This window comes from Vibrio sp. M260118 (genome assembly GCF_036533755.1).
Classification (GTDB): domain Bacteria; phylum Pseudomonadota; class Gammaproteobacteria; order Enterobacterales; family Vibrionaceae; genus Vibrio.
In genome coordinates, this window is the sequence record NZ_JATABG010000118.1 from 1 (window position 1) to 11,726 (window position 11,726).

Annotated in this window: 10 protein-coding genes and 1 pseudogene; 5 read left to right on the forward strand and 6 right to left on the reverse strand. The window is 44.0% G+C overall.

Going from position 1 to position 11,726, the window contains the following annotated elements; genetic code table 11:
• Window positions 1-80: 80 nt before the first annotated feature.
• Window positions 81-713 carry a LysE family translocator gene (locus QTO00_RS09120; RefSeq protein WP_331424426.1) on the reverse strand — a complete coding sequence of 211 codons (633 nt, stop codon included), beginning with the start codon at window positions 711-713 and terminating at the stop codon, window positions 81-83.
• A gap of 220 nt (window positions 714-933) precedes the next feature.
• Here QTO00_RS09120 and QTO00_RS09125 point away from each other — a divergent pair, with 220 nt between their 5' ends.
• From QTO00_RS09125 to QTO00_RS09135, 3 genes are all read left to right on the forward strand, one after another.
• On the forward strand, window positions 934-1,758 hold the full coding sequence (locus tag QTO00_RS09125) for an AraC family transcriptional regulator (RefSeq protein ID WP_331424427.1): 825 nt from the start codon (window positions 934-936) through the stop codon (window positions 1,756-1,758).
• A gap of 89 nt (window positions 1,759-1,847) precedes the next feature.
• Window positions 1,848-2,567 carry an AzlC family ABC transporter permease gene (locus QTO00_RS09130; protein WP_331424428.1) on the forward strand — a complete coding sequence of 240 codons (720 nt, stop codon included), beginning with the start codon at window positions 1,848-1,850 and terminating at the stop codon, window positions 2,565-2,567.
• Window positions 2,564-2,872 (forward strand): AzlD domain-containing protein, encoded by a 309-nt coding sequence (locus tag QTO00_RS09135; protein WP_331424429.1) that lies wholly within the window; start codon window positions 2,564-2,566, stop codon window positions 2,870-2,872. The genes QTO00_RS09130 and QTO00_RS09135 overlap by 4 nt, the downstream gene beginning before the upstream one ends.
• A 69-nt stretch (window positions 2,873-2,941) precedes the next feature.
• On the opposite strand, the gene QTO00_RS09140 is transcribed toward QTO00_RS09135, so the two are convergent.
• From QTO00_RS09140 to QTO00_RS09155, 4 genes are all read right to left on the reverse strand, one after another.
• The gene (locus QTO00_RS09140) at window positions 2,942-3,556 is read right to left on the reverse strand and encodes a fumarylacetoacetate hydrolase family protein (RefSeq protein ID WP_331424430.1); all 615 of its coding nucleotides are present in this window, start codon (window positions 3,554-3,556) and stop codon (window positions 2,942-2,944) included.
• A 190-nt stretch (window positions 3,557-3,746) separates the two neighbouring features.
• Entirely contained in the window at window positions 3,747-4,793 is a 1,047-nt protein-coding gene (locus QTO00_RS09145; protein WP_331424431.1) for a porin, read from the reverse strand.
• A 323-nt stretch (window positions 4,794-5,116) separates the two neighbouring features.
• Window positions 5,117-5,965, reverse strand: a complete 849-nt coding sequence (locus QTO00_RS09150; RefSeq protein WP_331424433.1) for a MalM family protein — start codon at window positions 5,963-5,965, stop codon at window positions 5,117-5,119.
• An 89-nt stretch (window positions 5,966-6,054) separates the two neighbouring features.
• On the reverse strand, window positions 6,055-7,389 hold the full coding sequence (locus QTO00_RS09155) for a carbohydrate porin (RefSeq protein ID WP_331424434.1): 1,335 nt from the start codon (window positions 7,387-7,389) through the stop codon (window positions 6,055-6,057).
• Between the two features lie 439 nt (window positions 7,390-7,828).
• Here QTO00_RS09155 and QTO00_RS09160 point away from each other — a divergent pair.
• Together QTO00_RS09160 and QTO00_RS09165 are read left to right on the forward strand one after the other, a co-directional pair.
• Window positions 7,829-9,579: pseudogene (locus QTO00_RS09160) on the forward strand (glycogen debranching protein).
• A 243-nt stretch (window positions 9,580-9,822) separates the two neighbouring features.
• On the forward strand, window positions 9,823-10,689 hold the full coding sequence (locus QTO00_RS09165; protein WP_331424435.1) for a glycerol kinase: 867 nt from the start codon (window positions 9,823-9,825) through the stop codon (window positions 10,687-10,689).
• 35 nt (window positions 10,690-10,724) lie between these two features.
• Here the strand turns inward: QTO00_RS09165 and QTO00_RS09170 are convergent, their stop codons facing one another.
• Window positions 10,725-11,603, reverse strand: coding sequence for a LysR substrate-binding domain-containing protein (locus QTO00_RS09170; protein ID WP_331424436.1), 879 nt, complete (start codon window positions 11,601-11,603; stop codon window positions 10,725-10,727).
• Between the last annotated feature and the right edge of the window lie 123 nt (window positions 11,604-11,726).

Consider the following 11,726-nt stretch of genomic DNA (forward strand, 5'->3'; position numbering starts at 1 on the left):
TTCATACGTTACTTCCTTGTCTATAAGATTAAATGGTGCGGATACAAAAAAGGTCAGCAAGTGCTGACCTTAAGAGTTGGCTAGCTCGCAAATGAGCTTAACATCCATATTGCCAACAGAACAAATATCAGCCCCATAAACTTATGTTGATACGTTCTGAACCTAGCATTTTCTAAAAGCGGTTTGCCCAACGTTCCCACTAACGCCACCAGCAGTAGGTTGAACAATAAACCTAATACATTCAGTAGCAAACCCAGTGCTAACATTTGTTCTCCAGAACTTGCGGTTATGTTGCTGGAAACAAATTGAGGCAAAAACATCACAAAAAACACTAAAGCCTTAGGATTGAGTAAGTTACTTACTAAAGCTCTTTGGTAAAAAGTGGTCGCGATCTTGTTTGAGCCATCCATTTGGGGCGCATCAGCAGCACTTGCGCTAATACAGTCCCAGCCCATTTTTAGTAAGTAGGCACCACCTAATAAGTGCAACGCTTTTAAGGCAATCGGGCTCATGGCTATCAGTGCAGAAACACCGAGTGCAGCAAGCAGGGTTAGGATGATCCCTGAAGTGGCATTGCCTAAGCTCGCAAAGATACCCACTTTACGGCCGTAGCTCATACTTGAGCTGGCGATAAGCAACATATCAGGCCCTGGCAGCAATAACAGTGCAACAACAGCGGTTAGGTAAACCGGCAGCACAGAAATATCGATCATGTTTTTTATTTTACAGAATAGGAAAACCGCGGCATTTTAGTCCAACATTCGTGAATAATCCACAATAAAAAGCCGCGTGATAATAGAAATTCAGCACCAACAAACCACCATCATGTTAATCATTCGCAAATTAAATTGGGCAATTTTGTACAAAAACAAACAAGACCGATAAGCTAAACTGAAAAGTCGGGCGTTTACATCAAACGAACAAGGAGCGACAATGGCGAGCAACGGCAAAGAATCAGCCAGTTTTCAGCTAGCGAATGAGTTAGGCGGGCTAGAGCTGTTGGACGCTAAATACACCCATCAGAACTTTTCCCGTCATAGTCACGAAGGTTATACGGTGGGAGTGATTGAAAAAGGGGCTCAGCGTTTCTACCGCACCGGAGGCAATCATGTCGCCCCAAAAGACAGTATTATTCTAGTCAATGCCGATGAAGTTCATAACGGCCAAACCGCGACAGAGGGAGGCTGGGAATACAAAGCCATGTATCCGCTACCGGAGCAATTCTCTCAGCTAACGGAAGGACTGTCATCAGGCTTGTCGGTTCCTTACTTTCCCGAGCCCGTGGTATATGATCCCGAACTTGCTCAGCAACTTCGCTTAGTGTTCGATACTTTAGCCCAATCAGACAATAAATTGCTCCGAGAAACATTAATCTATGGCACTCTGGTCAAACTCGTCGCTCGTCACAGTAAATCTAAGGTAAATTGGGAGCCGAAAACGCGCAGTCAAAGGCAGTTGTTAATGGTTAAAGAGTTCCTCGATGATTTTCCTCAAGCTGACGTTAGCTTAGAGGATCTTTCTAAACTGGCAGGGCTAAGCCCTTATTACCTAACCCGTAGCTTTCAAAAAGAGTTCGGCTTACCACCGCATGCGTACCAAATACAAGCAAGGCTAAGAGTAGCAAAACAGCTGTTACGCAAAGGGCTCAAGATATCAGAAGTAGCTCAGGAAACAGGGTTTCATGACCAAAGCCACTTCCATCGCCACTTCAAGCGAGCATTAGGTGTTACTCCTAAACAGTTTGCTGGTAAAACTTAACCCAATGCCCAACAGCAAGTTTGTACAAGCCGCAATTTTCCCGCTATGAGTAAATAAGCTCATCTTCCATCAGATTAAAAACAATAACTATGAGTATCATGACCTTGGAACAAGAACGACCGCTCAATCGCTCAACACTTTTTTGGCAAGGCACTCTCGCCATGGTGCCGCTCAGTATTGCCGTGATCCCTTGGGGGTTACTCGCAGGATCTTTCGCTATTGAATCGGGATTAACAGTCGTCGAGAGCCAAGCGTTATCAGCAATTCTCTTTGCGGGTTCCGCTCAACTGGTTGCCACTGGAATGTTTAAAGCGGGTGCAACATTAGCGACTATGCTTTTAGCGATATTTTTCATCACCTCAAGACATTTGCTCTACAGTGTGTCAATGCGAGATAAGATCAGTCCACTGCCACTTAAATGGAGGCTAACTCTAGGCTTTCTACTAACGGATGAGCTATTCGCAATCTGTGGGCAGCAGTCTGAAAAGCAGTTTAATCGCTGGTATGCACTTGGGGCAGGGCTGAGCTTCTATTTGTGTTGGAACCTAGCCACTCTCGCGGGTATTGTCGCAGGTAGCTATATTCCGGCCTTGAACGAATTAGGCTTAGAATTTGCTGTAGCGGCAACCTTTATCGCCATTGTCATTCCTAACGTAAAATCCTCTCCTGTACTTCTCGCAGTACTGGTCTCAATGGTTACATCGGTAATCTGTTATGCGCAAGGCATAGAATCAGGATTAATGGTTGCCAGTATCGCAGGAATGCTCGCAGGTTACATTGCCGAATCACTAAAAGGAGGTAACCAATGATTATGCTGTCTATTTTAGCCATGACTTTGTTGGTTTTCGCCAGCCGTTATCTGTTTTTAGAGCCACGCTTGCCTCTAAGACTCAACCCTCAGGCCCAGCGACTTCTAAAGTATTCCAGTCCTGCCGTTTTGACTGCGATTTGGGCACCAATCGTATTTATGCCAGAACAAGAGTTGTGGGTTTCTGCAAGTAATCCATACTTGATCGGTGCTGTCGTCGCAGCTGTGTTGGCCTGGCGGACTAAAAACGTACTACTAACCACACTAGTTAGTATGGTGGTGTTTTTGGTTTTAAAACTGTTCTAATACCAAACGGAACGAAAAAACCTCCAATGAAATCTTCAATTGGAGGTTTATTAAGGCGCTGAGAAGTAGCTATTGAGCGACCCACTCAATCTCAATTAATGTTTTATCTGCTGATTTTAATCTCGCTAGAAACACGTCATCAGCATGAACTTCCCCTACGCCTTGGGGTGTCCCCGTCATAATGATGTCGCCATCACATAGCGTAGTGTAGGTTTTGAGCTCATCCAAAATCACCTGTGGCGAATACATCATCTGCTTCACGCACCCTTTTTGAACTCGAACGCAGTTAATAAACAGTTCGATCTCTAGCGAGTCAATCTTAAGTCCATCCAGAGGAACAAATCGGCTAAAAACCGCAGAACCATCAAATGCTTTAGCTCGCTCCCACGGCAAGCCTTGCTCTTTCAATCGCGACTGCATGTTTCGCTTAGTTAAATCAAGCCCAACTCCCACTGCGGCAAGTTGACCACCTTTGACGATAAAGCAGATCTCACTTTCGTAATGAAGTCGTTCTTGATGAAAAGAGGCTAATTGAGTAGAGATGGACGTCGGAGGTTTGGAAAACACCACCATTTGCTCAGGAACGGAGTTGTTCAACTCTTGGATATGCTCTAAATAGTTTCGACCAACACATAATATTTTTGTTGGTTCAACCAACGAATCCCCAAGCTTTACCGAACTCATGCCACCATCCCTGACGTTTAAGAAGAGGCACTATTTTATGCTAAGTGGCTAATAAAAAAACGATTTCAAATCAAAACTAAGAACTACTACCCATTATTGTCGTTGGATTTATCAACAGAATATAAAAAGCGCCCATTCAAACTCAAATAGGCGCCCACACTATCAAAGTGCTAAGGGATTAGTCTCGCTACTACAAGAAGTAACGTGCACCAATGGTCCACTTATCATCTTTCGCTTTGCCAACATCGTTATCGCCTTCAAACTGATAGCCTGCAAAACCGATTAGCTTAGGTGTAATGTTGTATTCCGCTTGCACCGCACTCTGACTAAACGCGGTTCCTTTAGCCGAAGTAGAAGTTGCTTTCCCCTCCACTTCCTCGTAGTTAACACTTAAGTTCAAGCCATTTCCAAGTCCATAGGCAAGTATTGCCTCATATTGATTAGACTCGTAGTAACTCTTGTAGAAGTTCTTGTTATCGGTGTAAACCAAAGCTGCGTATATTCCACTACCGTAATTACCATAGTTCAACGACACCACATGGGATTTAGCTTCTGTATTGTCAATGTCACCAGCGTTGTAAACATAGCCTAATGAAGCCCCCATAGCGGAAAACGCTAACGCTACTTGTCCACGGGCATCATATTCAGCGGTTGTACGAGTTACAGTGACAACCCCATTCCCAGTTGAAGGCGTTTCTGTGGTATCTGTTTGCTTACCTTGCCAGCCTAACCCTAAGCTAAGTGACATATCTTCAGAAAAAGAGACACTGTTACGGTAGGTCACCATCTTATCACCACGGCCGGTGGCTAAATTACCATGGTTTTCATAAAGAAAGTCGTTCGCAAACGCGATAGGTTTATCTGCAACGCCAGCTACATCGTAGTAAGGCGCCCATTGCGTACCAAGTGCTAATCGCCCTCCTTGTTCATGGCTAGCACCTATGTAGCCCAAACGAGTGGTGAATGAGGTATCACCACCACCAAGGTAGTTAAGTGCCCATTCACCTTTTGCATCGACGGTAAAGCCATTACCAAGGTCTTGGGTACCGCCTACGTTCAATCGAGGTGAAACTTGGTGAACTTCAACCTCTTTACTCGTTCCATACTCTCCGACACCGACGTCGACATAACCACCAATGGAAAGCGTCGAGCCTTCACTGTTGTAAATTTCTGCTGCTAGAGCGTTGGTACCACATGCTGCTGCCGCGATAGAGACGGCTAATAATTTAATGTTCATAACGTATATCCGTATTGGGTTAAACCAGGTTCGAATTAGTACACCATGACTAAAAACTACACGAACACATAAAACGTAGTTGGTAAAACTCAAAAATGAAGTGAAACTAGACACTTATAAATGAGAATTAACCAGCGCCCTCAATTGAACAACGCAATGAGCAAACCTCAAGCATATGAAATTGTTATGATTTAATGTGATTAACGTTACCAAGATCAATATGCCGATCAATCTCACATTTTTGAAAATAGGCAGGGAACTTTTCTAGAAAAACGAAAAAGCCCTCGAATGAAATCGAGGGCTTTTGCAGAAGAACCTAAATGTTACTTAGCGTTTACCGCTTTAATAAACACTTGCTGTGCACCTTCAACATTGAGTGCTTTTGCCTCTTCTAGCAGGCTTAGCGCTTTGTCGAGATTGTTCGATTCTACCGCTGTACGGATTGCATTGTGGTAATAGGTTTGGGTTTCTGGGACGACTACTATTGACTTAGCTTTAGTCTTTGCAATTGAAGTCTCCGGCTCTGATTGAATAAGCGACTTTTGATTGTATCCACTTAATGTTTGTGTCTCAATATTAAGAGAAAAATGCCCATTATTCGAAGCTAAGTAAGTAGGATCCGTTACGATTGGCATCGGTTCGCCCGACTCTTCAGCGCGCAACTTGGCCGGATGTGGGACAACAACTTTTTTACCCAGTTCAGAAGTCTCAACATAAACAATCATATACGGACTAAAAACCGTATCCACGGTCATTGTTAGTTCATAACGATTCTTCGCCAAAGCATCTGAAAATTTAATTTCAAATTCTGTATCATCAATTGTTTTTACAACATTAAAGTTTTCATCGAGGAGCTCTATTTGTGGTACAGCGACTTCTCCGTCTAACATTAAGCTACGTAGACGCAGCTCTACCGAGCCAGATTGCTGAGCAAACGTAAATGCGGAGAAATAACTTTTCTCTTGCTCAAAAAGACCAACTGGCGATGCGGAGTTCAATTGAAAGTCTAATTCTTGATTTTGCTGAAGGCGAACCCAAGGATATTGGCTCACAGATTCGCAGCAAAGTTCGGTTTCTAGGGGTAAAGTATTTTGCTTAAGAGATAAATCATCGCTCGAAGCACACCCAATCAAACTCATGCCGGAGAGAAGCAAGGTAAGGTATTTTTTCATCTCTAATTCCATCTTTTTATTATATGAGTAAAGGCAGTCTAAGCGACTGCCTTTTATTATGTAACAGTAAAATTAACTTATTAACTAGCTTAGAACCAGATTTCTGCTTCTACACCAAAGCGAGTTTCATCGCCTTTTGCGTCTTTTGACCAAGAGTAGCCATCATCACTAGAAGTCATGTAAGTTACGTATGGCTTGATTTGAGGACGACCCCAGTAATCTGCATTAACAGTAAATACTGGCGCAAGTGTCGCAGTCACAAATGACGTGCTATCTTTTTCACGACCCCACGCTCCTGCGTCTGAATATGATTCATGAGCATAAGTTACAACTGCTTCCATACGGAAGTTTTCATTAACTTTGTAAGAAGGTGTCACACCCATAAATAGGCGTTGTACATCATCCTGATTCCAGACCTTGCGATCGTCTTTATTGTCAAGTGACCAGTACACTAACTCGGTACCAATCTGTAGGTTATCTGTCGCGTTCGCTACACCGTAAGAAGTAAAGAAGATAGAACGATCACTCTCATCCCAGCCACCATTCCAAGACCCAAAGTTAACGCCTTTAGTCCCAGCCAAACCTTCACCGTAAGTCAACGCTGTAAGCGCCCAACCATCTAGGCCATAGTAGCTAGAAGAGTACGTTACAGAAAGACCAAGACCATCATCTGCAGCTGTTGTTGAAGAGTCAACATTTGCTCTGTGCATGTATTTTAGGTCGAAGTCGAACTTGCCACCCAAGCCTTCAACACCATACATGTATAAATCCACAGAAGTCATTGTCTTGCTCGCTCCATTCGCTGCAAGGTTATCTTGTTTACAGTTAAGTGTATTAGAACCAACCGTACAGTAACCATCACCGGCGTCAGCAGAAACCACAGCAAGGCCCATATTATCATGTTGAATACCACCACCTAGACCAGATGATTGTTTCCAGTACTCTTTAGTGATAATACCAGCTTGGCGGTTTAAGTAACGCTGACCTGCCCAAATACTTGTGCCTTCAGAAAAGAATGATAAATCGCCTAGCTCCACGTAAGCTTCTTTAAACTCAAACTGACCAGATGAAAGATGACTTTCGTTACCACCTGAAGAAGTGTAGAAACCACGACCGTTACCACCTTCATGGTTACCATACTCTGTTTTCAAAACGTACTTAGACCATGAACCATTATCGTAATTGTCACCACGAGTTACAGTGAACTCTACTTGATTAGGGTTACCAGAAAATGCGGCACCTGCAGCGTGATAGTCACGACGGTGTGCCCAAGTATCACCAAGGTCTAGCGATTCGCCTACGTTGTATAGTAGGTGACCATAGCCATTTACTTGCCAACCTTGATTAACTTTGTCTTCTGCGAACGCAGAACCAGCAGCTAAAGCTGTCACCACTGCGGCAGCCAATACACTTACTTTTTTCATTTTTAACTCCATTTAGGGTTTATTATTTTTTTCCGCTCCCGATTAACTATTCCGTAAAGGCAGAAACAGAATTCGTTGAAAAGAGAGGTAAGATGGGAAGCAAAAGAGCTTGCCCCAATTTGTTTCAACTGGTTACAGATTAACGAGGGAGGAGAAGCTACGACTCCTCCAGATGAGAAATATTTAAGGGGGATGAGAAAGGAGTAGATCTAATACCGAACGGTGTTTTTTTGTTTGAAATCACAAATTTTGGGATGAGAAATCGCGGGAGGAGAAAAATAACGAGATCAAAATGTCAGCTGCTTCACCTTTTAAGCTCGAAAGTTCATAAAAATGTAATTAAATTACATTTATAATTTTGCTATCAGGCGCTTGACCTATTTGCTGCAAAACTATTTACTTACTATTCGAAAACAACAATGACAGTAAAGTAACCATAATGCCGTGCTCTCGTCCTTACCCTTTAGGCGCAACACCAGACTCGAATGGGTGTAACTTTTCGATCTACTCTCCACACGCTGAAGATATTCAGTTGGTGCTATTCACCGATGATGGTGAATTTGAAACACACTCTCTAAATGAAGAGTATGCAGGGATAAGACACGCCTACATTGAGAAAGTTCCCCAAGGACAGAGATACGGTTATATCGTTACTCGAGATGGTAAACCTCATCTAATTTCTGACCCATATGCCAAGGCGCTCGACAAACCACTTCACTACTCGACACCCTTTACTTCAGAGAAAAGCTTTCAACTTGCTAAGTGCGTGGTAGTGGGAGACAATTTTGACTGGCAAGGTGTTACCAAGCCCGCGCGTCCACGCGAAGAGATGGTTCTGTTTGAAACCCATGTAAAAGGCGTATCTAAACTCAACTTATCAGTCCCAATCAATCAACGTGGTCGATACCTAGGTTTGGTTAGTGAGCCAATGCTTGAGTTTTATAAGCAGCAGAACATCAACACACTGCAATTGTTGCCTGTTGCGGCTTGTATGCATGAGCCACACTTGCTGGAAATGGATAAGGTCAATTATTGGGGCTACAACCCATACCTGTTCATGGTTCCCGACCCTCGCTACGCTCAGCACGACGCGGTAACCGAGCTTAAAACCGCTATCCGTGAGCTACACAGAAATGGTATCGAGGTTATTTTAGATGTGGTTTACAACCATACTGCGGAGGGCGGCAGTCAAGGCCCAGTATTTAACCTAAAAGCCCTCGACCACAATTACTACTTCAAGCACGGTCACCACTTCGCCAACTTTACTGGTTGTGGTAATACGCTCGACCTGTCTCATCAACCATCGCTGAATTTGGTCATGGACACTCTGAGGTACTGGGTAAATGAGTTTCAAGTTGATGGATTCCGTTTCGATTTAGCCGCAACCCTTGGCCGTCATGGCGAACACTTCAGCCCTGACTCTGCCTTCTTTAAAGCCGTGGCTCAAGACCCAACCTTACGTGAAGTAAAGCTTATCGCTGAACCTTGGGATATCGGCCCCAATGGCTACCAAGTGGGCAACTTCCCATTCGGTTGGAACGAGTGCAACGATCGCCTGCGCGATATTACCCGTAGCTTCTGGCGTGGCGATCAAGGCTTCTTAAAAGAGTTCGCTACCCGAATCATGGGCTCACGCGATCTATATAGTGCTGCAAACTGGCCTTATAAGCTCACCGTCAACTACATCACCTATCATGATGGCTTTTGTATGCAAGACTTAGTGTCATACAAACATAAGCACAACGAAGCTAACGGTGAAGAGAACCGAGACGGGCATGGTGACAACCGTTCTGACAACTATGGCGTTGAGGGCAAAACCGAAAATGCCACCATCAATGAACTGCGTGAAAAACAAAAACGCAACTTTATGGCGACGCTGCTGTTCTCATTCGGTATTCCGCATATTCTAACCGCGGATGTGTTGTCCCACACGCAAAATGGTAACAACAATGCCTACTGCCAAGACATCGAACCGTAGCGCTTCATCTAGGAATCGATGAGCATGGTGACGAGCTGTACTACTGCATCAACCAAACCAACGCGCCTGCACGTTTCAACATGCCTGAAAGCGATAAAACCGAATGGAAGATGCTGTGTAATACTGACTCACATGAATTACATCAAACCATTGACCACAAGCAGTTGTTAGTTGCACCGAGATCCATCGTTATCTTCTACGCACACAAATAGCTTACCCTATAATGAGCAGCATACTTTTATGTTGCTCATTTCTAACTCCAAAATCACACGTACCTATATCACTACGATTAGCTATTTGGTTCTTACCACAATTGCACGGGCTGAAAAAGCACTCTATCAGGCGAAAGGGCTAGGTCGAAATCAAGTTGTTTTGAACACCTTCGAATAGAATCGACAAACACTTGATTACTTTGCGAATTACTCTAACAATGAGAGTTCGATAAGGAGAATCGTATGTCTGACAAAATCTCGACCACCGCTCTAGCTAAACTTCGAGAAATCGAGCCAAAACAGCTATTTAATGAGCTTAAGTCTGCCGGTTACATCAATCGCTCACAAGACAACTGGGTTCTGACTGAAATTGGCAGTAAATTTGGTGGTGAGTACGTCGAACATGCGAAGTATGGCAAATTCATCGTTTGGCCTGAAAACCTTCTGATTGATAACCTTGCAACCAGCGGGAAAACGCTCAGCGCAACTCAAATTGGCGAACGATTATCGCTCAATGCTAAGAAGGTCAATCAGCTATTACAAGAACTCGGCTGGATTGAGAGAACGGATAAAGGCTGGACCGTATCTGAGTCAGGGCTAACCGTTGGAGGTTACCAACGCCAAGACAAAGAGAGCGGTTACGGTTTTGTGGTTTGGCATGACACCATCATCCGCAATAAGCGCTTAAAGCAATCTGTGATTGAGTTTTTAGGCCAAGACGCCGAGACTCATGCAACTGACAAATCGCTCTCAAGCTTTCGCCAAAAGTTTGAAGCCAAGCATCGCACCCTCGACGGCCACTATGTGCGGTCAAAAGGAGAGCTAATAATCGACAACTGGCTCTACATGAACGGCGTGGTACATGCTTATGATCGGCAGCTCCCTATTGAGCAAGATGTACTTAGTGACTTCTATTTGCCTACCGGGAAGGTCTATCTGCAATACTGGGGGAGTGACCTAGATGAAACACCCGAACAAGAACAACAGTCAATCCGCACTATCTATGAGCAGCATAACTTCGCGCTAATCGAAGTGTTCCCACATGAGATCGATAAGCTCGATGACGTTTTACCAGAAAAACTAAAAACCTATGGGATTAAGGCGTATTAGACGCACTAGCTTTTCAGTGTTCTGTTCTTTCTTCGTCATCGACTAGGATCTGTTAACCAGTCAATAAGTTTGATGGCCATTTCAGAACTCTGTTCTCGCAAGTGTAAAAGATGGTAGCCGTTGCCAGTTGCGACACTCTGTTCAAAAGGCTGAATCAATCGCTTCAGCTTTAAATCTTGGGCTGCTAGCGTTATATCTCCAATCGCGATACCAAATCCCTGTTGAGCCGCATTCATCGCCTGATCTAACGTAGCAAACGTTTGATTCCCTTTGCCATTTAACTTGGCTAATCCAGCGCTATCTAGCCATAGTTTCCAGTCAGATTGCTCTTGGTTTGCATGCAACCAAGTAAACTGCTTTAGCACATGCTCATCTCCAAGCGCATCAACCCTGTGCCATAATTCCGGCGAACATACAGGTGCTAGATACTCTTCAAACAGAACTGCCTGATTTACCGCCTTGCTGCGAGTCGGTTTACCATAGGTGATTATCAAATCGAAACTATCAAAGTTAGGTACTGCTTCATGTTTAGTAGTCGAAGTCAGCTCAACATTAACGTCGGGAAACTCTTGTTGAAAGTTAGCAATCCTTGCCAGCAGCCAGGACGTGATACAACTAGGTGCGTTAATCTTAATTCTATTAGCGCTTTCAGCCACTTCCCGTACTGAGGCGGTCAAACGCTTAATGATATCTTCTGCAAGTGGGACGAACTTATCACCTTCCGGTGTTAAGGAGAGCCCTCGCGCCTGCCTATAAAAAAGTGCCACCCCCATGATCGCTTCCAAAGCCTGAATCTGTCGACTGATCGCACCCTGTGTCATGTTGAGAGCTTCAGCGGCATGAGTGAAATTTTGGTAGTACGCTGTAGCAAGGAAAGCTTGCAGGTTTTTAGTTGAAGGCAACTTCCTATTCATATTTATCATCCATGATCTTTTTGCATACCTAGTATGTCTTTATTTCGATTTATCGCCAAGCGCAGATTGACTAAGTTGTTATGTAAAAAGACAGACAAGTCAAAAACAGCGCTAATTCATGAC

Excerpts from the sequence above, each read along its gene's own strand:
- QTO00_RS09120 (WP_331424426.1), bottom strand. The coding sequence starts at position 713 with ATGATCGATATTTCTGTGCTGCCGGTTTACCTAACCGCTGTTGTTGCA.
- QTO00_RS09125 (WP_331424427.1), top strand. The coding sequence starts at position 934 with ATGGCGAGCAACGGCAAAGAATCAGCCAGTTTTCAGCTAGCGAATGAG.
- QTO00_RS09130 (WP_331424428.1), top strand. The coding sequence starts at position 1,848 with ATGAGTATCATGACCTTGGAACAAGAACGACCGCTCAATCGCTCAACA.
- QTO00_RS09135 (WP_331424429.1), top strand. The coding sequence starts at position 2,564 with ATGATTATGCTGTCTATTTTAGCCATGACTTTGTTGGTTTTCGCCAGC.
- QTO00_RS09140 (WP_331424430.1), bottom strand. The coding sequence starts at position 3,556 with ATGAGTTCGGTAAAGCTTGGGGATTCGTTGGTTGAACCAACAAAAATA.
- QTO00_RS09145 (WP_331424431.1), bottom strand. The coding sequence starts at position 4,793 with ATGAACATTAAATTATTAGCCGTCTCTATCGCGGCAGCAGCATGTGGT.
- QTO00_RS09150 (WP_331424433.1), bottom strand. The coding sequence starts at position 5,965 with ATGAAAAAATACCTTACCTTGCTTCTCTCCGGCATGAGTTTGATTGGG.
- QTO00_RS09155 (WP_331424434.1), bottom strand. The coding sequence starts at position 7,389 with ATGAAAAAAGTAAGTGTATTGGCTGCCGCAGTGGTGACAGCTTTAGCT.
- QTO00_RS09165 (WP_331424435.1), top strand. The coding sequence starts at position 9,823 with ATGTCTGACAAAATCTCGACCACCGCTCTAGCTAAACTTCGAGAAATC.
- QTO00_RS09170 (WP_331424436.1), bottom strand. The coding sequence starts at position 11,603 with ATGAATAGGAAGTTGCCTTCAACTAAAAACCTGCAAGCTTTCCTTGCT.